The 23,165-nt window shown below is 69.8% G+C and carries 16 protein-coding genes; 5 read left to right on the top strand and 11 right to left on the bottom strand.

Annotation, left to right across the window (positions count from 1 at the left end; all coding sequences use genetic code 11):
- Positions 1–36: 36 nt before the first annotated feature.
- From RCH12_RS05395 to RCH12_RS05420, 6 genes are all read right to left on the bottom strand, one after another.
- Entirely contained in the window at positions 37–1,065 is a 1,029-nt protein-coding gene (locus tag RCH12_RS05395; RefSeq protein ID WP_088455648.1) for a 6-phosphofructokinase, read from the bottom strand.
- 132 nt (positions 1,066–1,197) lie between these two features.
- A complete protein-coding gene (locus RCH12_RS05400; protein ID WP_103431226.1) occupies positions 1,198–3,372 on the bottom strand; it encodes a DEAD/DEAH box helicase in 2,175 nt (724 codons plus the stop codon).
- 203 nt (positions 3,373–3,575) lie between these two features.
- Positions 3,576–3,914, bottom strand: coding sequence for a DUF6804 family protein (locus RCH12_RS05405; RefSeq protein WP_243399157.1), 339 nt, complete (start codon positions 3,912–3,914; stop codon positions 3,576–3,578).
- Positions 3,914–5,812: a DUF2207 domain-containing protein gene (locus RCH12_RS05410; RefSeq protein WP_327016263.1), complete on the bottom strand. Its 1,899-nt coding sequence runs from the start codon at positions 5,810–5,812 to the stop codon at positions 3,914–3,916. The genes RCH12_RS05405 and RCH12_RS05410 overlap by 1 nt, the downstream gene beginning before the upstream one ends.
- A gap of 75 nt (positions 5,813–5,887) precedes the next feature.
- Positions 5,888–6,448, bottom strand: a complete 561-nt coding sequence (locus tag RCH12_RS05415; RefSeq protein WP_103431224.1) for a GDSL-type esterase/lipase family protein — start codon at positions 6,446–6,448, stop codon at positions 5,888–5,890.
- 130 nt (positions 6,449–6,578) lie between these two features.
- Positions 6,579–8,150 carry an SDR family oxidoreductase gene (locus RCH12_RS05420; protein WP_327016264.1) on the bottom strand — a complete coding sequence of 524 codons (1,572 nt, stop codon included), beginning with the start codon at positions 8,148–8,150 and terminating at the stop codon, positions 6,579–6,581.
- Between the two features lie 109 nt (positions 8,151–8,259).
- Here RCH12_RS05420 and RCH12_RS05425 point away from each other — a divergent pair, with 109 nt between their 5' ends.
- The gene (locus RCH12_RS05425; RefSeq protein WP_327016265.1) at positions 8,260–9,165 is read left to right on the top strand and encodes a TOMM precursor leader peptide-binding protein; all 906 of its coding nucleotides are present in this window, start codon (positions 8,260–8,262) and stop codon (positions 9,163–9,165) included.
- Here the strand turns inward: RCH12_RS05425 and RCH12_RS05430 are convergent.
- Together RCH12_RS05430 and nudC are read right to left on the bottom strand one after the other, a co-directional pair.
- Positions 9,056–10,777 (bottom strand): ATP-dependent helicase, encoded by a 1,722-nt coding sequence (locus RCH12_RS05430; RefSeq protein WP_241980347.1) that lies wholly within the window; start codon positions 10,775–10,777, stop codon positions 9,056–9,058. The genes RCH12_RS05425 and RCH12_RS05430 overlap by 110 nt on opposite strands.
- On the bottom strand, positions 10,770–11,735 hold the full coding sequence (nudC, locus tag RCH12_RS05435) for an NAD(+) diphosphatase (RefSeq protein WP_327016266.1): 966 nt from the start codon (positions 11,733–11,735) through the stop codon (positions 10,770–10,772). The genes RCH12_RS05430 and nudC overlap by 8 nt, the downstream gene beginning before the upstream one ends.
- A 93-nt stretch (positions 11,736–11,828) precedes the next feature.
- Between nudC and RCH12_RS05440 the strand changes: the two genes are divergently transcribed.
- Complete coding sequence (locus RCH12_RS05440) at positions 11,829–13,037, top strand: phosphotransferase (protein WP_103431220.1); 1,209 nt, start codon at positions 11,829–11,831, stop codon at positions 13,035–13,037.
- On the opposite strand, the gene RCH12_RS05445 is transcribed toward RCH12_RS05440, so the two are convergent.
- Positions 12,941–16,339 (bottom strand): ATP-dependent DNA helicase, encoded by a 3,399-nt coding sequence (locus RCH12_RS05445; protein WP_327016267.1) that lies wholly within the window; start codon positions 16,337–16,339, stop codon positions 12,941–12,943. The two genes, RCH12_RS05440 and RCH12_RS05445, sit on opposite strands and share 97 nt — an antisense overlap.
- Positions 16,336–19,692: an ATP-dependent helicase gene (locus RCH12_RS05450; protein WP_327016269.1), complete on the bottom strand. Its 3,357-nt coding sequence runs from the start codon at positions 19,690–19,692 to the stop codon at positions 16,336–16,338. Before RCH12_RS05450 ends, RCH12_RS05445 begins: the two co-directional genes overlap by 4 nt.
- 99 nt (positions 19,693–19,791) lie before the next feature.
- Here RCH12_RS05450 and RCH12_RS05455 point away from each other — a divergent pair, with 99 nt between their 5' ends.
- Together RCH12_RS05455 and RCH12_RS05460 are read left to right on the top strand one after the other, a co-directional pair.
- Entirely contained in the window at positions 19,792–20,016 is a 225-nt protein-coding gene (locus RCH12_RS05455; RefSeq protein ID WP_088455638.1) for a DUF3107 domain-containing protein, read from the top strand.
- A gap of 7 nt (positions 20,017–20,023) precedes the next feature.
- Positions 20,024–20,326 (top strand): hypothetical protein, encoded by a 303-nt coding sequence (locus RCH12_RS05460; protein WP_103431217.1) that lies wholly within the window; start codon positions 20,024–20,026, stop codon positions 20,324–20,326.
- Positions 20,327–20,393: 67 nt separating this feature from the next.
- On the opposite strand, the gene RCH12_RS05465 is transcribed toward RCH12_RS05460, so the two are convergent.
- Positions 20,394–21,095 carry a ferritin-like fold-containing protein gene (locus RCH12_RS05465; RefSeq protein WP_243399154.1) on the bottom strand — a complete coding sequence of 234 codons (702 nt, stop codon included), beginning with the start codon at positions 21,093–21,095 and terminating at the stop codon, positions 20,394–20,396.
- Positions 21,096–21,278: 183 nt separating this feature from the next.
- On the opposite strand from RCH12_RS05465, the gene RCH12_RS05470 reads away from it, so the two are divergent.
- A complete protein-coding gene (locus RCH12_RS05470) occupies positions 21,279–22,769 on the top strand; it encodes a DEAD/DEAH box helicase (protein WP_134409533.1) in 1,491 nt (496 codons plus the stop codon).
- Positions 22,770–23,165 lie beyond the last annotated feature (396 nt).

Consider the following 23,165-nt stretch of genomic DNA (forward strand, 5'->3'; position numbering starts at 1 on the left):
CTGAGTCGTCCGGGCAGTTCTGTGACGAGTACGGGTTTAGCCGAAGAGCACGGCCGCTTCGTCGTAACGCTCCTGGGTGACCCGGTTGAGGTCCATCGTGGCGTCGGCGATGCTGACGTTGCGGATGTCGGTGCCCTTGAGGGAAACCATCGAACCCCACTTGCCCTCGATGACGGCGTCGACCGCTGACATGCCGAGACGGGTGGCCAGCACCCGGTCGTAGGCCGAGGGGGCGCCACCACGCTGGGTGTGGCCGAGCACGGTCGCCCGCGCTTCGATGCCGGTGCGCTCTTCGATCATCGGGGCGATGAGCTCGCTGATGCCGCCGAGGCGCGGACGGTTGAACGCGTCCAGGCCCTTGTGCGAGTGCGCCTCGCCCATTTCGGCGAGCAGGAATCCTTCGGAAACCACGAGGACCGGCGCGCGGCCGCGGTCGCGGACGCTCTCGACCCACTCGCAGATCTGCTCGATGGTCTGCGGCTGCTCGGGGATGAGGATGGCGTGTGCTCCGCCGGCCATGCCGGAGTGCAGGGCGATCCAGCCCACGTGGCGGCCCATGACCTCGACGACCATGCAGCGGCCGTGGGAGTCAGCGGTGGTGCGGAGACGGTCGATGGCCTCGGTGGCGATCTCGACCGCGGTGTTGAAGCCGAAGGAGTAGTCGGTGGCGGCGAGGTCGTTGTCGATGGTCTTGGGCACGCCGACGATCTTGATACCGGCATCCGTGAGGCGGCGGGCCGCCGTGAGGGTGCCCTCTCCGCCGATGGCGATGATGGCGTCGATACCCTCGGCGTCCATGGTCTTCTGGATGTTCTCCGGGCCCGCGTTCTCGCCCTCGTAAGGGTTGGTGCGCGAGCTACCCAGGATGGTGCCGCCCTGGCGGGACAGGCCACGAACGCTGTGCCGGTCGAGCTTCATGAACTCGCCCTGTACCAGCCCGCGCCAGCCGTTGCGGATGCCCACGAACTCTGAGTCGTATGCGCGTCCTCCCTTGAGGACGGCACCCCGAATCACTGCGTTGAGGCCCGGGCAGTCTCCGCCGCTGGTGAGGATACCGATCTTCATTTCTTGGCTACTCCTTATTACATGCATGTGTGTTTCGGCGGATCGCCCGTCCACCATCATGGCGGCGAGCATTGGCCTGGATCAAGTCAACACCGGCGGCGCTGCTCTGAGATAGGGACTTCCGGCCCGGTGTTACAGCTCACCGTCCAGCGCCTGCGTGAGTACGTAGACCAACGCGCTGGCCTGAACTGAATCTGCCGCGGAGACGTCTTCGTCTGCCCCGTCGAGCGCGCGGGCCGCGAGGCCCTGCTTGCTGCCGATGAGTTCGGCGATGCGCGCGTCAATAGTGTGAGCGGCGATGATCCGCCAGGCGGTGACAGGTTCGGCCTGGCCGATCCGGTGCACCCGGTCGATGGCCTGCGTCTGCTCGGCCGCCGTCCAGCTCAGTTCGGCGAGCACCACGTTGGATGCTGCCTGCAGGTTCACGCCGACTCCGGCCGCCGTCAGCGAGCACACCACGATGGCGACCTCGGGGTCGGTGTTGAACGAGTCGATCGCGGCCTGGCGGGCCAGGGCACTCTGATCGCCCCGCAGCGATACCGTGCGGAGGCCCCGTTTGGCGAAGATCTCCTCCGCGGCATCCATCACGTCGATGTGCTTGGCGAAGAACACCACCTTGCCCACCGAGTGGGCCAGCTGGGCCGCGTAGTCCGCGGCGAGCCCGGCCTTGGCCTGACCGATCTTGCGCACCATGGTGAACACGTTCTCACCGGTGCTGGTGCCCTTGGATTCCTCGAGATCGGCGTGGGCGACGGCGCGGATGTACGCGGCGCGCTGCTCGTCGTCGATCTCCGGGTTGCGCACGCCGGGGTGGCGCGCGGCGACGAGGGCCTTGTACCGCTGCACCAGGCGGGCGCCGAGCTCACGTTCGGCCTTCTGGATGGAGCGGCCCAGTTCGCTGTCGAGCTCCACCGGGAGGTCGGCGATGCGCTTGGCGGGCAGATCGGCGGCGACGTCGACCTTGCGGCGGCGCACGATGCCCATGTCGATGACCGCGGCGCGGGCCGCGGTGTAGAAGCCGGCATCAGCGGGGGTGAGCCCGGTTTCCTCCAGGCGTGTCATGAGCTTGGCGGTCGGCTTGTCGCCGTCGATCCAGCCGAGGAACTGCCAGATGGCGCGGAAGTCGTCGACGTCGTTGATCAGCGGGGTTCCGGTCAGCGCCATCAGCAGCGGGTTGTTGCCCGGGGTGCGGCGGCGGATCTGCTCGGCGAGGCTGAGCACGTGCTTGGACCGCTGCGACTGCAGGTTCTTGATGAAGTGGGCCTCGTCGACGACCATGCCCTTGAAGCCCAGGGTGCCGAGCCAGGCCAGGTGCCGGTCGAGAACGTCGTAGTTGACCACGACGACATCGGCGAAGGCGTCGAGGGTGTCGCCGTCACCGTGGATGACCGTGGCGCGCCGGTGCGGCGTCCACAGTTCGACCTCCCGCACCCAGTTCATCTTCACGACGTTGGGCACGATCGCCAGCAGCGGGTAGGCACCGGCGACGGAGGCGGCGAGCAGGCTCTGCGCGGTCTTGCCCAGGCCGGGCTCGTCGGCGAGCAGGTAGCTGCGGTGGCCGAGGCGGGCGCTTTCGACGAACCGTGCCTGGTGGCGCATGAGCTCCATGCCGCGCGGAGAGAACCTGTCGACGTTGGGCGCTTCGGGCAGGTCCATGCTGGCGGCCTGGCCGCCGGAACCGAACTCGAAGGCCTTGAACAGCGGGCCGAGCAGCTCCCAGTTGGCCAGGCGACGAGCCGAGGACACCGGTGCGGCCTTCACGGCGCTGAAGTCGGGGGCCAGGAAAGGATTGGCCATCTGGCGGGCACGCACGGACTGCGGGATGACCTGGTTCTGCGGCACCTCAGGCTTGGCCTCGGGTTCGCGGGTGATGATGAGCTCGTCCGGGCTGAGTTCCGCGCCCGATTCCAGCAGCCAGTCGCGGCGGAACCGCTGCGCGACGGTGGAGACGCCGGCATCCGGTTCGAGCAGGGTGATCAGACTGGTGTCGCGGGCGGCGGTCTTCGCAAGGATCTGGGCGATACCGTCGAGGCGTTTGAGAAGTTCGGCGCGGTTCGCGTCGGTCAGTTCGGGGTCGGTCTTCACGCGGGCGCGTTCTTCGCGCATCAGCAGCGCGATGACCTGGTACTTCGTGCGGTTGGTGGGGCCGAGCTTGGTGCCGCTCTGAGCCTTGGCTTCGACCTCGCGCACCTTGCGGGCGAGGATCGGGATGATCGGGGCGTCGTCGTCGCGCGAGCGCGGTCGTTGACGTGTTCGACCGCTGCCGGCTCCAGCGCGGCCCGCTCCGTTGGGGCGGGTGTGTGCCATTTTTCTCCACTTCACACCAGCGCATCACTCAATGCGCGCTGGTCGTGTTGCGCATCCGCAGGATGCCTGTGCGATCGATACGCCGAACCCCATGATCGAACAGCGGGACGCCGCAGCTTTTCAGTCACTTGTGCACTGATGGCCGCGGGGCCACGGTCGAGCCCGGCTCCAGACGCATCCTTAGTCTATGCCCGCCCCCGGATTTAGCGGTGCACAGCGGTCGGGACCTTGGTCCGGATTCCGACGATGATGAAGACCAGAGCGGCGATGAACTGAGCGGACACCCAGCCCTGCCCGTGCAGTTCGATCACGACGATCGGATTCCACAGCACCGCGATCGGCACCAGCCCGATGAGCCACCACCATGCCCTGGCCTGAATGACGAAGACGCAGATGATGAGGGCCAGGATGCTGACGATGTAGCGGATGATCACAAAGCTGTCGACATCGAGCAGGGCCAGTCCGGCCAGCAGGGCTATCGCGCCGAGCAGGCCGGGCGCCAGGGCCGAGCGGGTGTAGGTAGGTTCTGCCGGGGTGCCCATCAGACGCCCCCTCCCCCGCCGCCGCCTCCGCCGCCGCCGACGGAGCCACCACCGCTCGAACCGGAACCGGCCGAGCTGGTTGCGATCCCCGTCGACGCTGACGTCGCGAACGCCGAGACGCCGGTGGCGAAATACGCGGCGCTGAACGGCGCGGTGCCGACGTACCAGTCCGGCTGCTGGTGGGCACCGGCGTAGTAGTCGCCCAGCACCTTGGACCACTCCTTCTCTTGACCGGTCAGCACGGCGAAGGGCAGCAGTCGCTCATAGAGCTTGAGCACCTGCACGGGGTCGGTCGCCACCGCACCGGGAGTCTCCTTCGGCCGGGAGGGGGTGCGCAGGGCGCCTTCGGGGCTCTGCAGCACCCGAAGTCGGTCCGCTTCGGCCAGTGAGATGTACAGGGAGACGCCCTTCAGGTAGTCGCGCAGTTCGGCGCCGCGGGCCGTGAGCGGGCGCACGTCGGCGGTCACGGCAATCGTGACAATCGCGGCGACCAGGCCAACGACCAGGAGCAGCGCGGGCCACGCGCCGGCGACCTCGGTGGCGAACGACACTATGCTCGCGATCATCGCGACGAAGCCGGCGACGATGGCCACACCGAGCAGCCACCCGCGGAGGGCGCCGCCCTTCTTCTCGCGCAGTCCGTCGGTGAGCAGCTGTTTGCGGGCCTCACTCTTGGCGGCCGTCAGGGCGGTGCCCAGTTTCGCGTCCGTCTTCTTGAAGTCCCGCGTGATGCCGATGGGCCGATGGGCGGCGAACAGGGCGTCGAGAACGGCACGCTCGGTGGGGTCAAGGCCCGCCCGGCTGCGCAGCTCGAGGAGGTAGTGGTTCTTGCCGTCGCCCTCGAGGACCCGCACATTTCCGTTCACGGCGAACTGCAGGAACTGGGCGGTGAGGGACTTGCCGTCGGCCTTGGCGCCGAGAACGCCGCCGGCCTGCAGCAGGTTCACGCCCGTCGGCGGCAGGTATTCGGCGATGATGGTGGGTCGGCCCGGCTGGTTGCGCCAGCGTGTGTTGCGCAGGGCGACGCCGATCACGGCCGTGGCCAGCGCGGCCAGCGCCGCGAGCAACGCGATCGTCGGGAACGCGTTGGCGGTGAACGAATCGTCCCTGGGGACGAAGGTTCCCTCGTCGAAGCCCACAGCGACGGCGAGGCCCTCGTGCGGACCCAGGTCGCGTGCGGTGGCCTCGATGACCCATTCGTCGCCGTCGGCGGCGCTCTGGAGCGTGTCGCAGGTCGCGCCGGATGTCGACACGCCCTGGTAGCAGGCGGTCTGACCGGTGAGGGCGGGAACCAGGTCAGCTGCCACGTGCACCGTGGCGGAGACGGTGCCGAACGGCTGCGCCCATCCGGTGCCGTTCACCTCCCAGAAGAACTCCTCATCCGTGGTGTCGTCGGGGAAGTGGGCGATGTTCTTCTGGGTGTAGCTGATGACGTAGGTCTGTTCGCCGTGGACGAAGTCGTCGGCGGCGATGGTGATGGTGAGGAACTCGTCATCGGAGTCGTCGCTGTCGGTGTCGGTGTCGAAGTCCCGCTCGGTACCGTTCTCGTCGGTGACCCTGACGTTGGTCGGGTTGGTGGGCTCGCCCCGGTAGTGGGTGGGGATCTGCCGCCGGATGCCTTTGTTCTGGTCGGTCTCGGGAAACTGGGCGACAAGGGTTTCGGTGGTGGCCAGGGTGGAATGGCCCTCCTCGTCGCGGCCGAGCCTGTAGTCGGCGTGCAGGGACGCAAAACTGAAATCGTCGACGCCGGCCGAGACCGACTGGGGCGCGAATGTCGCGCCGGCAGTGCCGGCCGGGGCGGCCAGTGCCGTCGCAGGGCCCGCGCCCAGGAGGGTGAGCCCGGCGAGAATCGTCGCTGCCAACGACAGTCGGAGGCGGAAACTGACAGGTCGGTGCATGCTCTCATGCTAGCGAGGCGGTCGGGCACCGGTCACCGGCGGCGTGCGTTTCGCTCCAGTGCCGCGACGGGTGCGTCAGGCGGGGTGCCGGCTGACGGACAGTGTTTCCGGCGGGCGTTCGAGCAGGTCGACGAGTGCGGGCCGAAGCTCGGTGAACCAGACGACGTAACCGGCTTCGATGAGGTGCAGGTGATCGGCCGACCATTCGGCGCTGAGCGTACCGTCCTCGGCGGCCAACACCGGCCAGAGATCCAGGTAGCGAGCCTTGACGGTCGGCGCGAACTGGCGCAGGTGTCGGTTGACCGACCGGATCACGGGCACGAACTCCTTCTCCCTCGGGGGCACGGACTGGATGAGCAGACGGGTGCCGGGCAGCTGCTTGCGCAGGGTGCACAGGATGGTCTCAATGTTGCGCACGATGTACTCGTCCGAACGGTTCCAGCCCACGTCGTTGGTACCCACCTGCAGGACGACGGCATCGGGGTCGGCGTCAACAACCTGATCGAGCCGGCCCAGGACCTCGTCGGTCGTGTCCCCGTTCACGCCCAGGTTCCGCACCTCGAGGTCGGGGAACCGTTCCTCCCATCGAGCACCCGCGCTGAGGCCATCGCCGACGAACACCACCGCACCGGACATCTGGACTCCTCACCGCTTGCTTCCATGATGCGCTCCGCGGTGCACGGTGGCTAGGGTCGAAGCTGGCAAGGTCCCGTCAGCCGGCTCCCCGTCGAGCTCGCCGGACGGATGAGCGGTCAGCGGGGCCGGGTCAGGAGCCGACGGCCGCCTCCGCTGTCGTGGCCGCCGGCGGGGCACCGACCGGGGTCCCCGGCTGGGTGTCCAGGGTTGCGGTTTCGGTTTCGGCAGCTTCGGTTTCGGCGGCGGCGGTGATGCGGTTGGCCATGCCGCTGAAGATCACGCCGTGGAACGGCAGGATCGAGAACCAGTACAGCCGGCCGCCGAGTCCGCGCGGGAAGAACACCGCACGCTGGCGGTAGATCGAGCCACCGTCATCCGTGGGTTCGGCACGCATCTCGAGCCAGGCCCGGCCGGGCACCCGCATCTCGGCGCGCAACCGCAGAAAGCTGCCCCGATCGATGCGTTCGACGCGCCAGAAGTCGAGCACGTCGCCGGTCTGCAGGCGGTCGGGATGCCGGCGGCCGCGGCGCAGGCCCACTCCCCCGACGACCTTGTCCATCCAACCGCGCACCGCCCAGGCCAGCGGGAACGAGTACCAACCGTTCTCCCCACCGATGCTCTCGATGACCCGCCACAGGTCCGCCGGCTTGGCGGAGGTGCGCTTCTCCTTGAGGTCGGTGTACACGAGGTGACCGGCCCAGTCGGGGTCGCTGGGCAGCGGGTTGCTCGACGCCCCTTCCGTCGCGGCGTTCTGCCAGCTGGTTTCCACGTCGCCGTCGCGCACCCGGCCCAGCGCCAGGCGCACGGCCCGGCGATAGGTGGTGAGGCCGCCGGCCGGCGGCGGGATCACCGCGTCGATGTCGTGTTCGTGCATGACGCAGTCGTATTGCAGCGACGCGATGATGGGCACGGCCAGGCTGCGCGGGATGGGCGTGACCAGGTTGACCCACTGCGACGCGAGCCACGGGGTGAGCACCGGCAGCGGCGCGATCGGGCGCTGATGCAGGCCGGCTTCGACGGCGTAGCCGTTCATCATCTGGCCGTACCGCAGCACGTCGGGGCCGCCGATGTCGAAGGTGCGGTTGACGTCCGCGGGCACCTCGGCGGCGGCGACGAGGTAGTGCAAAACGTCGCGCACCGCGATGGGCTGGATGAAGTTGCGCACCCACCGTGGCGCCGGCATGTACGGCAGCACATCGGTCAGGTGCCGGATCATCTCGAACGACGTCGACCCGGAGCCGATGACGACCCCGGCCTGGAAGGCGACAGTGGGCACGCCGGAGTCCAGCAGGATGCGGCCGACCTCGGCGCGGGAACGCAGGTGCGGCGAGAGGGTCGGGCTGTCGGGGTGCAGGCCGCCGAGGTAGACGATGCGCGAAACCTTCGCCTCGGCCGCGGCGCCGGCCACGTTCAGGGCCGCGGTGCGTTCGGTCTGCTCGAAGTCGCCCTTGGCTCCCATCGAGTGCACCAGGTAGTAGAGCACGTCGATGTCGGCGCTGGCCCTGGCCACCGAGGCCCGGTCGCCGAGGTCGCCTTCGACGATCTCGACGTCGTCGGCCCACGGCACGTCGGTCAGTTTCTGGGGCGAGCGCACGAGCACCCGCACCGTATAACCGGCCTCGAGGAGTTTGGGAACCAGTCGGCCCCCGATGTAGCCTGTGGCTCCGGTGACCAGTACGCGGCGTGCGGTCTTCTCAATCATTGCGTCAGCCTAGGGGTGGAGTCTGGGCTGGACCTGCATATTCCCGGGCGGCAATCCGGACCTGTGGATGGATCCGACGGCGCCGGCCGGTCTGAGGGAAGATCGCCGGATGATCCTTCGACTCGACCCGCGGTATCCGCTTGTCTGGCGCACGCCGGACACCATCCAGCTGGGAATCGACCGGCCATTGGCGATCGTGCCGGGGGTGACGGCTCCGCTGGAGAGCGTCATCGCTGCTCTCCGGGTGGGGATTCCCCGGTCGGGTGCCCTGATGCTCGGGCGACAGTCCGGCGCGACGGATGCGGCGACCGCCGCCCTGCTCTCCGCCCTGGCCCCCGCGCTGGTCGGCCTCGACACGCAGCCGGCGGAGCCCGGTACGAACACCGCCCCGCTCACCGCCACCTGGTTCGGCAGCAGGAGGGCCACCCCGGTGCGCCGCGGCGCCCGTCCGGTGGTCTGCGTGGACGGCGCCGGCGCCACCGCCGACCGCATCCGGCACCTGCTGGTCGACCTGGGCATCACGGTTGCGACGCCAGGGCAGCTCCCCGACCTGGCCGTGATCGTGGACCACTTCGTGCTCGCCCCGGAGCGGCACGGTCACTGGTTGCGGCGGGATGTGCCGCACCTGCCGGTGCTGTTCAGCGACACCGAGGTTCGGGTCGGCCCGCTCGTGGAGCCCGGGGCCGGCCCGTGCCTGACCTGCCTGGACCTCGAGCACGTCGACCACGACCCGGCCTGGCCCGCGATCGCCAGCCAGTTGCTGCACCGCACGGCACCCACCGAAACGCCTCGGCTGGGCATCGAGGTGGCCGCGACGGCGGCCGGCATCGTGCACGAGCGGGTGTTCGCGTCCTCGAACGAGTTCGCGGCCGCATCGCTGGCGATCGACGCTGAAGCGTTGACGGTCAGACGCCGCGCGCACCGGCCGCACGAGCGGTGCGGATGCCGATTTCTGCCAGAAAGCGTGATCGTTCTCGCGGGGAACGCTGCTGGCTTCCGGCCGCGGACCAGCTGAGCGAGAGGCGTTTCCGCGCCCGGGTGACACCCACGTAGAGCAACCGGCGTTCCTCGTCGACCTGCTCGAAGGTGCCGGCGTAGCTGATCGGCACCAGGCCCTCGGAGAGCCCCACCACGAACACGGCGTCCCATTCCAGTCCCTTGGCCGAGTGCAGGGTGGCCAGGGTGACCGCCGCGACGGTCGGTTCGTGCTGGCCGGCCTGTCGTTCCATCAGCTCGTCGGTGAACTGACGGAAGGTGGTGCCGGGGGCGGCCTGGTCGACGAGCCCCATGATCGCGTTCAACGCCTCCCAACGATCGCGCACCGCGCCGCGGGTTTCCGGCGCGGTCTGGCTCCAGCCCAGGCCCCGCAACACGTCGCTGACCGATTTGAAGAGCGGTTCGCCCATGATCGACACGGAGGCCGCGCGCAGCGACATCACCGCCTGCTTCACCTCGGGCAGGTCGAAGAACCGCTTCGATCCGCGGATCTGGAAGCTCACGCCGACATCACCGAGTGCGGTCTCGAGCAGCGCGGCCTGCACGTTGACCCTGTACAACACCGCGATGTTCTCCGGTGGCACCCCGGCTTCGACGAGTTCGAAGATGCTCTGGGCCACCCCGCGGGCCTCGGCCATGTCGTTGGGGTACTCCCGCACGGCGGGCTCCACCCCGGTCTCGGCGACGGCGGCGTGCAACGACAGCGCGCCGGGCCGGCCGCGCATCAGCTGGTTGGCGGTGGCGACGATGGCGGCGGTTGACCGGTAGTTCTGTTCCAGGCGCACCACGGTGGCGTCCTCGTAGTGCTTGGGAAAGTCGAGCAGGTAGTCGCTCCGGGCACCGGCGAAGGAGTAGATGGTCTGACTGGCATCGCCGACCACGCACAGGTCCCGCCGGTCGCCGAGCCACAGTTTGAGCAGGTCGTACTGCAGCGGGGAGACGTCCTGGAACTCGTCGACGACGAAGAACCGGTACTGCTCCCGCACCTGCAGCGCCACGGAGGGTTCGGCTTCGATCATGCCGGCCATGGCCAGCAGCACGTCCTCGAAGTCGATCTGTTTGCGGTCGTCCTTGAGCCGTTCGTAGCCGGCCTGCATGTCCAGGGTCTGGTCGATGTCGAGCCGACCGGGCAGGGCGCGGCCGGCGGTGGCGTACTGGTCCAGGCTGAGGCCGCTGGTCTTGCGCCACTCGATCTCGCCGGCCAGGTCACGCAGGGTGGCGGTGTCCAGCTTGAGTTTGAGGACCTCGGCGGCGTGACCGAGCAGCCGGCCCTTGCCCTCGAGGATGCGGGGCGCTTGGCCGCCGACGACGTGCGGCCAGAAGTAGTTCAGCTGGCTCAGCGCGGCCGCGTGGAAGGTGCGCGCGGCGACGCCACCGGCGCCGAGCTGGCGGAGCCGGCCGCGGAGCTCCGCGGCGGAGCGGGCGGTGAAGGTCAGCGCCATCACCCGGTTCGGGGAGTAGGCGCCGCTCATCACGCCGTAGGCGATGCGGTGGGTGATGGCGCGGGTCTTGCCGGTGCCGGCGCCGGCGAGCATGCAGACGGGCCCGATCAGGGCTTCGGCGGCGATGCGCTGTTGCTCGTCGAGTCCGGTGAGCAAGGACTCGGCGGTGGGGGTCAACCGGTCAGACACCGGGCTGCTCCGGCTGAGCCAGCCAGTCGTCGAGGAGCGCGCGGGCGATCGACGATGGGCCGGGCAGCATGATGCCGTTTTCGGGGTCGGCGAGCTCGGCGCGGCTGAACCAGCGCAGATCCAGGATCTCGGTGCCGTCGGGCACCAGAGAGCCGGCCTGCCGGCCATCGGCCAGGCGGGCGGTGAAGCCGACCATGATCGACGCCGGAAACGGCCACGGCTGCGACCCGCGGTAGACCGGGTCGGTGACCCGCATGCCGGATTCCTCGAACACCTCGCGCACCACGGCGGACTCGAACGATTCGCCGGGTTCGACGAAGCCGGCCAGCAGCGAATACCGGTTCGCCTCCCACATGGCGTTCGAGCCCAGCAGCACCCTGTCACGGTCGTCGGTGATCAGCACGATCACGGCCGCGTCGGTGCGAGGGAAGATCTGGCTGCCGTCCTCGGGGCAGTGTCGCACCCAACCGCCGGTGGTCACGTCGGTCGCCGCGCCGCAGCGCGGGCAGTGCGGGTGCGAATCGTGCCAGTGCAGGATGCCGAGGGATTCGGTGAGGATGCCGGTGTCCCGGTCCGAGAGCAGGGTGGCGTAGTCGCGAAGGCCCACCCACCTGGACGCGTCGGGTTCCAGCGCGGCAGCCTGGTCATCGTCCAGCGGCACGGCCACGAGCGGGGTGCCGACGGGTTCGGCGGCGTCGGCGTCCAGCGACAGGCCGAGGTATACCCGCAGGGCGGCCGCCGGGTCGGTGCTGAGATCGGCCGGCGCGACCAACAACAGCCGGGGTCGGTCGTTCCCGGCGGCGGCGGCGAGCAGCACGGTACCGCGCCAGAGCGGCAGAACCCGGGTGCCGGCATCCGCCCAGAGCCGCTCGAACAAATCGGGTTGGGCGCGGGCGTCGTTGTCGCGATCAACGGCGTGCCTGGACAGTGGCAGCGTGGCCGTGAACCTGAACGACATGAGACCCCTCAAGAATCGGGCAACACGTGCCGAAGTTGTCTGCAGGCGTGGCGAATGGCCTCACCGGGAGGAACTCGACCTAACCTAGAAGGCATGGCCAGATCCCACCTCACTCTAGCCGCGTTGGCCACCAATGCAGTGCCGGAGCTCGACGTCGCCCACGCCCGAAACCACAGTCTCGGCGGCGGCGGGTTGTTCGACTCTGCCCTGCTGATCACCCGCGATGAGAAGGAACTGATCATCAGGGTTCCCACGTCGCAGGCGGCCGAAACCGAGCAGTCAGCCGACCTCGTGGCGTTGCGCGCCCTGACCACGGGCAACCGCAGCAGGCTGCCGTTCGACGTGCCGGTCTTTGTGGGCCAGGCGCCGTTCGAAGGCACCAGGGCCGTGGTCTACGAGCGTCTGCCCGGCGCCTCGTATGATGCGGATGCCCTCACCGGCCATGAGGGAGTGTCCGGGTCGATCGGCCGCGCGATCGCCGCCATCCACGGGCTGCCGTCGGCATTCATCGGCGACGCCGGCCTCGTGCAGCAGAGCGCCCAGGATTGCCGCACCGCCACCATCGACCTGATCGACCGGGCCGCGAACACCGGCAAGCTGCCCGCAGCGCTGCTGCGGCGCTGGGAACTCGCCACCGACGACAACGCTCTCTGGCAGTTCGCGCCGACGGTGATCCACGGGTCACTCACCGCGGAGTCCTTCCTGATCAGCGACGACGCCGTGTGCGGGGTGCTCGGCTGGTCTGGACTCTGTGTCGGCGACCCGGCCCGCGACCTCAACTGGCTGCTCGCCGCGCGCGGCGATGCGGCCGAGACGGCCGTGGCCACCTACACCGCGGCGCGGCAGGGCAACGACCCGCTGATCACCCAGCGGGCGATGCTCTACGCCGAGCTGGAACTGGTCCGCTGGCTGCTGCACGGCGTCGACACCCACGACGAGGCCATCGTCGACGACGCGGTGTCGATGCTCGACGGTCTGGTCGACAACGTGCACAGCCACACCATGAACTCGCTCTCTCCCGACACCGGGCCCATCCTCAGCGTCTCCGACGTCGAGTCGATGCTCAAGGACACCCCGCGCACCCAGGCCACCGGGTCCGCCGGTCGCAACAGCGACGACAGCTCCGAGTACGGCACCAGCGAGTTCGCCGACACGGGGTCGTTCAGCAGGGTCACCAGCTTCGACGGCACCGGCTTCGACACCGACTACACCGACGACACGACGGGCCCGATCGCCACGGCCGGCGGCGCGGATGTCGCGGCCACCGACGACCAGGCCGCCAAGAGGTCCGCCTCGGAGTAGAGCCGTTCGGGCGCGACGATGCGGTCGTCGGCGACGAAGTAGAAGACGGCGTCGACGATGGCCGGGTCGATGCCCTTCCACCGGGCGTAGGCGAGCCGGTACAGGGCCAGCTGGGTCTGCTTGAGTTCGAGATCGGCCGCGTCCTTGGGCGCCTTGCCGGTCTTCCAGTCCACCACCTGATAGCCGGTGGGGGTCTTGTAGACGGCGTCGAGCTTGCAGATGAAGACCTGGTCGCCCAGCACGTGGTGGATCTCGATCTCCACCTCCTCTGGTGCCAGCGTCGCCCAGGGCGACCTCTCGAAGGTGGCCTTGAACCGGTCCAGCTGTTCCAGCTCGAGCGGCAGCCCGTCACCGGTGTCGGTGTCGGTGTCGACGTCGAGTTCGTCCGGCCCGACGTCGATGAGGTCACCGGATGAGGCCCCGGCGGAGCGCTGTTCGACCCAGGAATGGAACAGGGTGCCCAGGCGGGTGGCCCGGTACGGCCGCTCCGGCATCGGCCGGCGCAGCCTGGCGAGCACCGCGGCGGGGTCGTCGACGTAGTCCTTGAACCTGGAGGCCGGGATGCGGGTGGGCACGTCGAGGGTGCCGGGTCCGGCCAGGCGCTGGGCACGTTCCGCCAGCAGCAGGGTCACCTCCCGCGACCAGGGCGTTTCGATGCGGGCGACGTCGTTGTCGGCATCCGTGCCCGTGTCGTCGTGCGCGCGCACCAGGGCGGCGGCGGCCTCGACGACGGGGCGTCGGGTGCCGAGCGGGTCGAACGGCCACACCTCGGTGGCGTCTTGGTCCGTCTGAGGCTTCTCCTCGAACTCGCTGCCCTCCGGCAGGGTGTCGATGAGCCCCGCCTCGGCCAGTTCGAGCAGGTACCGGCTGGCCTTCCGCACGGTCGTGCCGCCGCCCCAGAACGCCCCGGTGAGCAGCAACTGCTGCTGGGCGCGGGTGGTGGCCACGTAGATCAGCCGGCGTTCCTCGGCGTCGTGCCGGTCGGCGAGCTGCTCTTTGTACAGCCCGAAATCGATGTCGAACGACATCTGGGTCTCATGGCCGAGGCGTTTGAGTTCCGGCAGCTCCGCCCGGTCGCCCCGGCAGGGGTAGGGCAGCTCACCGAAGCGCAACCAGCCCGTCGTCTCCCGGCTTGGCGCGGGCAGGGTCTTCTCGGTCAGCCCGGGAATGGCGACGTAGTCCCACTCCAGCCCCTTGGAGCCGTGGATGGTGAGCAGCTGCACGGTGCCCGGTTCGGCGGCCTCGCCGCGCGGGCCGAGGTCGTCCTGGCGTTCAGCGCGGGCCAGCCAGCGCAGGAAGCTGGCCAGGGTGCCCAGCTCGTCGCTGTCCAGGAACGCCGAGACGGCATCGTGGAAGGCATACAGGTTGGCCAGGGCCCGGCCGTGGCTCTCGTTGGCGACCAGTTCCAGGTCGAGCAGGGTCTCCTGTTCGATCAAACGCACGAAGTCGAGCAGGCCCAGGCCCGATCGGCTGCGGAGCCAGGCCAGCTGCCGACCGGCCTGGCGCAGGCGCTGGCGGCCCTCGTCGCTGAAGGCGGCCAGCTGGCCGTGCGTTTCGGGCACGGAGGCGACGAAGTCCAGAGCGTCCACGAGCGACCGGCTCTCCTCGGTGGCCACGGAGGCGCGCAGCTTGGCCTTGAGTTCGTCGGTCACGGCCTTCTGCGCCCAGTCGTGCGTGGCCAGCCAGCCCGCCACACCGGAGAGGGCCTGCAGGTCGCGCACGCCGATCCGCCAGCGGCCGCCGGTGAGCAGCCTGATCAGGTCGCTGCCGGCCGACGGGTCGTGCACCACGCGCAGCACGGCGAGCACGTCGGCCACCTCCGGGGTCGACAGCAGGCCGCCGAGGCCGAGCACGTGCGCGGGCACACCGTGTTCGCGCAGCACCTCGGCGTAGAACTCCATGTCCCGGCGGGCGCGGAACAGCATCGCGCCGGACTCCGGCTCAGCATCCACATCGGCCGGCGCCGTGCCGAGCCTGGCGGCGAACCAGCGGGCGATCGCGGCGGCCTCGTCGGCGATGCTCTCGTACATTGCCGCGTCCACCCGGCCGGCGGCCTTGCCGGGCGGCACCTTGAGGGTCTCCACCTGGATGCCGTCGGGGCGGGCGCGCAGCTGCGCGCTCAGCGGCGCGACCAGGGTGTTGGCGGTCTCGAGGACCGCGACCGGGTTCCGCCAGGTGAACGAGAGCGACATCGACGGCGCCTCGGTGTTGGCCAGAGCGGCGAAGTCGGTGGAGAAGCCGAGCAGGTTGGCGGAGCTCGCGCCCCGCCAACCGTAGATGGACTGGTGCGGGTCACCGACGGCCATCACCGGGTGGTGGGCGAACAGGGTGCGCAACAGTTCGGTCTGCAGCACCGAGGTGTCTTGGTACTCGTCGAGCAACACGATGCGGTACTGCTCGCGGTAGCGGGCCACCACGGCCGGCACCTTGCGGCAGACCTGCAGGGCCAGGGCCACCTGATCGGAGAACTCGATCAGGCCCTGGCGGCGTTTCTCGGACCCGTAGGCATCCGCCAGCTCGGCCAGCACCGGCAGCGGAGCGACGGCGCTGATGGCCTCGAGCACCGAGTCGTAGGCCTTCTTCTTACGCGGGTTGCCGTAGGGCAGGTCGGCGAGGTAGCCGAAGCTGTTCGCCAGGCGCGCGAGGTCGTGCGGCACCGGCTCCTCGCCGGGCACGAACGGGGGCGGGTTCTCAGCCAGGGCGCGGCTGAGCGAGAGCACAGCGTCGGTGACGGCGTCGACGCCCTTGCCGTACTGCACGAGCCGACCGTCGCCGTTGGCCACGACCACCCGGCGGGCGAGCAGCCAGGCGCTGGTTTCGCTGAGCAGCACCGATTCGGGTTCGCGGCCGAGCAGCAGCGCGTTGTCGGTGAACAGCCGGCTGGCGAACGAGTTGTAGGTGGAGACCGCGGGAGCGTTGAACAGGTCGGCTGAGTCGAGGCTAGGCACGGAGCCGGGCGCCGACGGTGTGGTGTCCGCATCGTCGCCCGTGGGCATCAGCCCGGCCTCGCTGAGCTGGCGGATGCGATCGTTGATGCGTTCGGCCAGCTCGCCGGCGGCCTTGCGGGTGAAGGTGAGGCCGAGGATCTGGTCCGGTCTGGCATGCCCGTTGGCCAGCAGCCAGAGCACCCGATTGGCCATGGTCTCGGTCTTGCCGCTGCCGGCACCGGCCACCACCAGGGTGGGCGTGAGAGGCGCCTCGATCACGGCCTGCTGCTCGCTCGTGGGCGGGAACATCTTCAGCGCCGCCGCGATGTCGAGGGCGGAGACCGCCCGGTTCTGAGAAGAAGACGGAGTACTCATGAGCTGACCTGCTTGATGACATGGATCCGGCACGAGCCGTAGGAGCGGGGGTTGAGGCAGTGGTCGGCGATCTCGGCCACGAAGGTGGCCCCGCCCATGCCGGCGGCGTCGTCGGTGACCCTGGTGGTGAAGGCCGCCAGTTCGTCCAGACTGAAGGCCGGCTGGGTGGGATTTCGGTAGTTCTGCTTCTGGGTGCCGGAGGACACGATCACCAGGCGCGCACCGGCCAGCTCCATGCCGGGTTCGAGGCCGTCGATGACACCCGCCGAGAAGGCCAACTGGTAGGCGCCGAGCTGCGGATGCTCGGCCACCCCGGTGTCGCTGGTTGGGTCGCCCTTGCCGGTCTTCAGGTCCACGATCACGGCGCGGCCGTCCGGCAGCCTCTCCACCCTGTCGATGGTGCCGGAGAGCACGGCGCCGTCCAGCTCCAGGGCGAACCGGCCCTCAGCGCTGAGTAGTCGGGTGCCGTCGCGGGCACCGTCGCCGAGGTACGCGGCGAGCCTGTCGGTGAGTTCGCGGGCCTGGGTCTTCTGCACCCTGGACTGCCAGTCGGCGTCGAAGACGAGTTCGTCCCAGCGGGCCTCGACGCCGGCCCAGAGCGCGTCGGCGGTGATCCCGGCCGGGTCCGGCGTGCGGGCCGGGTCGGTGGCGTCCTCCATCACCTTGTGGATGATGGTGCCGAGGTTGGCCGCGGTGCTGGAGTCGCCGCCGCCGATCTGGCCGATCAGCCAGTGCAGCGGGCAGGTTTCGAACGCGCTCATCCGCGACGGCGACACGCGCACGGGTCCGTCGCCGGCCTCGGGATCGTTGAGCGGTCGGACCGTGCTGGCCGGGCGGAGACCGTACCAGTCGTCGGGTGACGCGCCGGGCACCTTCTCGCTGGCCAGGCGGGCCAGGGTGGCCGCGGCATCCGTGGCCCTGGCCGGCAACACGGCGGGCAGCGCGGCGACGGGGTCGGCCTCGGCCCCGGTGGCGGGCTGCAGCCGGGGTCGCAGGGTCTGGGTGAGGTCCCGGCGGAGGCGCCCGACCAACCCGCGCAGCGACAGCGGGTACCGGGCCAGCGGGGCGGGGTCAGGCTCCGGCAGCAGACGCAGGAACGCGGAGGGCTGGTTCTCGTCGTTGTCGACGGCGGTCACCAGCAGCTCGGTGGTGCTGCGGGAGGCGGCCTGGGCGAACATCCGCAGCTCGTCGTGCAGCACACTCGTGCGGGCGCCGGCCGGGTCGGGGGTCTCCCCCGCTGCCAGCAGGGCAAGGTCGCCGGCGCCGAGCAGCGAACCGCGGATGCGCAGGTCGGGCCAGACGTTCTCCTGCACTCCGGCGAGCACGACCAGGTCGAAGTCGCGGCCGATGGTGCCACTGGGGGTGGAGACGAGCACGGACTCGGCCAGGGCACGGGGGGCGAGGGTGTCTTCGGGCACATCGGTGTCGACGAGGTGTTCGACGAAGAGCACGGGCGGGGCGGCCGGGGTGCGTTCGACGAAACGCTGCGCGGCGGAGAACAGGGCCACGACGGCGTCGAGGTTGTGGTTGGCCTCGTCGGCGTCGATGCCGGTGCCGGTGGACTGCTCGGCCCAGGCCGGGGCGAGGCCGCTGCGCTGCCAGAGGCCCCAGAGCAGTTCCTCGATGGTGGCGCCGGCGGCGTAGGCGGTGCGGGTCTGCCGGAGGTTCTTGGCGCAGGATGCGGCGCGCCGGGCGGTGCGGTTGTCGATGCGTTCGAGCAGGGCCGGGTTGTGGAAGACCTCCACAAGCAGGTCGTCCGCGGTGCGGGCGCCGTCGGCGGTGAGTTCCTCGTGGCTGAGTTCCTGTTGGCGCAGCGCCGCGCGCAGCCGTCGCAGGGTGATCGGGTCGAGGCCGCCGAACGGGCCGCGGAGCAGGTCCACCGCCGCGTCGGCGTCGAGCGGGCGGCGGCCCAGGGTGATGTCGAGGGCGAGGACGAAGGCGCGCACGGCCGGTTCGTCGCGGAGGGCGGTCTGCGCGGCGGCCACCTGGGTGGGCACCTCGAGCGCGGCCAGCCCCTTGGACAGCGCCGGCACGAGCGCGCCGGTGCGCACGATCACGGCCATCCGCCCCCAGGGCAGGCCGTCGAGCACGTGGCGTTCGCGCAGGCGCCGGGCGATCACGGCAAGCTGGTCGGCGGGGCTGGCGGTGACGACGGTCTGCACGGCGAGCGGCGCTGCGGCGGTTTCCGGAGTGGTCGGTGCGAGCTCGGCACTGGCGGCCGCGCGTTGGGTGCCGGCGGCGGCGGCGCCGATCCGGCCGGTGAACTCGCGGATGACCGCGCGCAGCTCGGTGCCGTGCCGGTACACGGTGTCGAGGGTGAGGGTGGCCACGTCGGGCAGTCGCAGGTAGTGGCCGAGCCGGCCGAGGGCATCCGGGTGGGCGCCGCGGAACGACCCTGTGCTCAGGTCGGGATCGCCGAACGCCACGATCGTGACGCCACGGGCGGCGAACTGGGCCAGCAACGCCAGAGTGGACTCGGTGGCCTCCTGGGCGTCGTCGAGCACGATCAGTTTGAGCGCACCGAGCGGGCCGAGCGGGTTGCCCGGCGTCACGGCGGCCAGGGTCGTGGGTCCGGCGGTGCCCGCCGGCCTGGCCGGCAGGCGCGGGGCGTTCTGCACGATCGCCGCGGCGAACTGCACGAGCTCGGTGGAGTCGAACTGGCCGGGCCGGCTCTGGTCCTTGATGTCCTGGTAGTCGTCGATGAAGGCGGCCGCGGCGGCCCACTCCGGGCGGTCGTTCGCGGCGGCGAGGGTGGCCAGCCGTGCCGGGGTGACGCCGTACTCCACGGCGCGCATCATCAGGTCGCGCAGTTCGGTGCGGAAGCCGCGCAGACTGCGCACCTCGGCGTCGAGCGGGCTGGGCCAGGCCGGTCCGGTGCCGGAGGCGATGTCCCCGGCCAGGATCTCGGCGATGATCTGGTCCTGCTCGCCGCCGGTGAGCAGGGTCGGGCTGGTGCGGCCGGCCGCCACCTCGGCGTCCCGCACGATCTGGAAGGCCACGGAGTTCATGGTGCGGGCCAGCGGGCCGTTGGTGGGCACCCTGAGGCGCAGGGCCAGCCTGTCGCGAAGCACGGTGGCGCCGGTGCGGGTGGGCACCAGCACCAGCACTTCGCTGGGCGAGATTCCGTGGGTCAGCACCCTGTCGGCGACGAACTCGACGAGGGTGTGGGTCTTGCCAGAGCCCGGGGCGCCGATCACGGCGGCCGACCTGTCCAGGTCCAGCCGCAGAACGGCATCCTGGGAGGTATCCAGGCCGAGGGTATGGCCGGGCACACCCGGTTCGGCCGACCGCGCCGGTGCCTCAGCAGGGTCGGAGACGGCGGGATCGTCGAGCAGTTCGGACACCGGGTTCATCACGGTCCAACGGTAACGGGTTGCGCCGACAGTGAACGTAGCGGGCCGAGCGTGGGGCATGTCGTAATCTGAGCGGGTAGGCAACCGAAAGGCGCATCCGTGGACATTCGCATTGGCATTTTCAACTCCCCCCGGGAGATCAGCTTCGAGACGGCCCAGCCCGCCAACGAGATCGAGGAGACCGTCGCGGCCGCCCTCGCGGGGCAGACCGGATACCTCAAGCTCAGTGACAAGAAGGGGCACGTGTACATCGTCCCCACCATCGGCCTCGCCTACGTCGAGCTGGGCTCTGAGTCCTCCCGCCGCGTCGGCTTCGTAGCCTAAACCAGCGATGGAGCTCCTGTTCGTCGCCCTCGGCGGCGCGCTGCTCGGGCTGGCGGCTCGGTACGCCCTGCCCCGTCGCCTCACGCACGGTTCCGTGTTGGTGCCGGCCGTGGGTACCGGTGTCGCGTCGCTGGTCTGGGTCGTGCTGACCTGGCTCGGCTGGGCGTGGGACGGCGGCTGGATCTGGTGGGTGTCCTTCGTGGTCGCCGCCGTCGCGGCCGTCGTGGTGGACGTGGTTCTGGGCCGTCGCCGCGAGGCCGCGGACCTGGCCATGCTGCACACGATCAGCCGGACCGGGCTGCCGGCGTAACGTCAGCTGACGAAAAGACCCTCATCGATCTCGATGAGGGTCTTTTTCGCGTGGCCGCGAGCGGCTGTCACGCGGTGAGGCCGAGGCCGTCCATCCGTCGGGTGTGCGCGGCGATCAGTTCGGTGAAGACCGGTTCGATGCGGGAGTCCTGCGTCACCGCCATGGCCGAGCGTGCCACGAGCAGGGTGTCGCCGACCAGGCGTCGACCCCACAGTGCCAGACGGGACTCGAGCGCCGGCTGCGCGGCGATGGCCGCGGCCAGCTCGTGCACCAGCACGTCGGCGCCGCCGTGCTCGCCGAGCAGGTGGGCGATGCGCGGGCCGACATCGCCGGGCAACGCGTCGGAGAGCCTGATGAAGAAGTCGTCGAGCAGGCCGCCGGTCAGGTAGCAGCTGAGCAGCAGCTCCTGCCAGTCCTCGCCCGCGGTGATCGCGCGAAAGTTGTCCAGTGCGGGAACGAACGGGCCCATCACACTGGCCGGTTCACCGTCGCGGCGGCGGATCTCGTCGATGAGTCCGTGGTGCTTGGACAGCGCACGCCCGGCGGCCAGGCTCAGGCCCTCCTTGGCGGCGAGGGTGGGCGCCGTGATGACCGCCGTCGACAGGCTCTCGAACATGCCCAGTTCGAAATATGCGGCCTGGCCGAGGTAGGTGAGCAGGTCCGGCACCAGTTCGGTGATGTCCACCTTCGTGGTGGCGCGCCGGTCGCCCCGGGCCGACAGCCGCGGCGTCTCTGCCCGTTTCGGGCGTTCACCTAACCAGGAGATCACTTGCCAAGCATAGGTCCACGTCCCCGGCTTCGTTGCGAATAACGAGCCTGGTGCGGTGCGCCCACGGGCTGTTGCCCAGGGCCGCACTATAGTCTGGTGTCATTCACCGGCGCAGGATCGGTGGACTTGCGCCTGAGGCAAAGACGGGCGCATCCCGCTTCGAGCTAGACAGGCAACCAAAACGTGACCTTTTCCGAACTCAATATCGACCAGGACATGGTCGAGGCTCTCGCCGCCAAGGGCATCCTCGAACCGTTCCCCATCCAGACCCAGACGATCCCCCTCGCCCTCAGCGGCCAGGACATCATCGGCCAGGCCAAGACCGGTACCGGCAAGACCCTGGGCTTCGGTCTGCCGCTGATCCAGCGTCTCGGCCTCAACCCCGAGCCCGGTGTGCAGGCGCTCGTCGTCGTGCCCACCCGCGAGCTGTGCGTCCAGGTCAGTGAAGACCTCGAACTCGCCGCGAGCAACCGTGGCACCACCATCGTCTCCATCTACGGCGGCAAGGCCTACGAGGGCCAGATCGAGCAGCTCAAGGCCGGCGCGCAGATCGTCGTCGGCACCCCCGGGCGTCTGCTCGACCTCGCCAGCCAGCGCCTGCTCAGCCTCGCCAACGTGCGCGAAATGGTGCTCGACGAGGCCGACAAGATGCTCGACCTCGGCTTCCTCGCCGACATCGAGAAGCTGTTCTCGCAGACGCCGTCCACCCGCCACACGATGCTGTTCTCGGCCACCATGCCGGGCCCGATCGTGGCGCTGGCCCGCCGGTTCATGACCAAGCCCATCCACATCCGTGCGAGCGACCCCGACGAGGGCCTCATGCAGGCCAACATCGAGCACCTCGTGTACCGCGCGCACAACATGGACAAGGACGAGGTCATCGGCCGCATCCTGATGGCAGAGGGCCGCGGCAAGACCGTGATCTTCACCCGCACCAAGCGTGCCGCCGCCAAGCTCGTCGAAGAACTCGGTGACCGTGGCTTCAACGCCACCGCCGTGCACGGCGACCTCAACCAGGAGCAGCGCGAGCGCGCCATGGCGTCGTTCAAGGCCGGCAAGAAAGACATCCTGATCGCCACGGATGTCGCCGCGCGCGGCATCGACGTGGACGACGTCACCCACGTGATCAACCACACGATCCCCGAGGACGAGAAGGCCTACCTGCACCGCGTGGGTCGCACCGGCCGCGCCGGCAAGACCGGCATCGCCGTCACCTTCGTGGACTGGGACGACATGCCCAAGTGGACACTGATCAACAAGGCCCTCGACTTCGGCACCCCGGAGCCGCAGGAAACCTACTCCTCGTCGCCGCACCTCTACACCGACCTGAAGATCCCCGCCGGGTCGAAGGGCCGCCTGCGTGCGACCCCGATCAAGGAAGCCGTCGCCGGTGCACCGGCCGGACGCGACTCCGGTCGTGGCGGCCGCAGCGACAGCCGTTCCGGTGGTCGCTCTGACGGTCGTTCCGCCGATCGCTCCGGTTCGGGTCGCTCCGCGGACCAGGCTCCCCGCACCCGCGTGCGCGTGGGCTCGAGCACCAACCCGGATGCCCCCGCCGCCACCCCGGCGGCCGGCACCCACGACGGTGGCGGCTCAGAGCACCACGACGGCAACAGTGCGCCGCGTCGCCGCAGCCGCACCCGCCGCCGCTCCCCGCAGGCGCCCACCGCGTAACTCGCGCGCCCCGCGCATCGACTTGCCGCAAACGGCCCCTTGACAGTGCGTCAAGGGGCCGTTTGCTTCATCTCGGCAACGCACGCGGTGCCCACTTGCGGAAAAATCGCCCGCGCCCGCCCGGGAAGCGCATCTTTGCGGCATCTCGGCGATGAGCATTGCGTCGACGTGCTTCACAGGACCCCTCAACCCGCTCGCGAAGGGCTTCTTTGCCGCAAAACGCGCAAGCTGGCGCCGCCCTCACCAACGGTCCGCCGGGGAGATGCTGCGCCGACTTGCCAGTTGAGGCCCCCTGGACGTCGGCAAAGTCATACGGTCGTTGCAACATCCTGATTCGAAGGAGTTGCTGATGCCGAAGACGTTTCCTGCAGGTACGCGGTCGTCGTTTGTTGATTT

This window comes from Cryobacterium sp. MP_3.1 (assembly GCF_035984795.1).
GTDB lineage: Bacteria > Actinomycetota > Actinomycetes > Actinomycetales > Microbacteriaceae > Cryobacterium > Cryobacterium zongtaii.

What these genes read in the sequence shown, in the direction of transcription:
- RCH12_RS05395 (WP_088455648.1), bottom strand. Translation starts at nt 1,065, where the DNA reads ATGAAGATCGGTATCCTCACCAGCGGCGGAGACTGCCCGGGCCTCAAC.
- RCH12_RS05400 (WP_103431226.1), bottom strand. Translation starts at nt 3,372, where the DNA reads ATGGCACACACCCGCCCCAACGGAGCGGGCCGCGCTGGAGCCGGCAGC.
- RCH12_RS05405 (WP_243399157.1), bottom strand. Translation starts at nt 3,914, where the DNA reads ATGGGCACCCCGGCAGAACCTACCTACACCCGCTCGGCCCTGGCGCCC.
- RCH12_RS05410 (WP_327016263.1), bottom strand. Translation starts at nt 5,812, where the DNA reads ATGCACCGACCTGTCAGTTTCCGCCTCCGACTGTCGTTGGCAGCGACG.
- RCH12_RS05415 (WP_103431224.1), bottom strand. Translation starts at nt 6,448, where the DNA reads ATGTCCGGTGCGGTGGTGTTCGTCGGCGATGGCCTCAGCGCGGGTGCT.
- RCH12_RS05420 (WP_327016264.1), bottom strand. Translation starts at nt 8,150, where the DNA reads ATGATTGAGAAGACCGCACGCCGCGTACTGGTCACCGGAGCCACAGGC.
- RCH12_RS05425 (WP_327016265.1), top strand. Translation starts at nt 8,260, where the DNA reads ATGATCCTTCGACTCGACCCGCGGTATCCGCTTGTCTGGCGCACGCCG.
- nudC (WP_327016266.1), bottom strand. Translation starts at nt 11,735, where the DNA reads ATGTCGTTCAGGTTCACGGCCACGCTGCCACTGTCCAGGCACGCCGTT.
- RCH12_RS05440 (WP_103431220.1), top strand. Translation starts at nt 11,829, where the DNA reads ATGGCCAGATCCCACCTCACTCTAGCCGCGTTGGCCACCAATGCAGTG.
- RCH12_RS05445 (WP_327016267.1), bottom strand. Translation starts at nt 16,339, where the DNA reads ATGAGTACTCCGTCTTCTTCTCAGAACCGGGCGGTCTCCGCCCTCGAC.
- RCH12_RS05450 (WP_327016269.1), bottom strand. Translation starts at nt 19,692, where the DNA reads ATGAACCCGGTGTCCGAACTGCTCGACGATCCCGCCGTCTCCGACCCT.
- RCH12_RS05460 (WP_103431217.1), top strand. Translation starts at nt 20,024, where the DNA reads ATGGAGCTCCTGTTCGTCGCCCTCGGCGGCGCGCTGCTCGGGCTGGCG.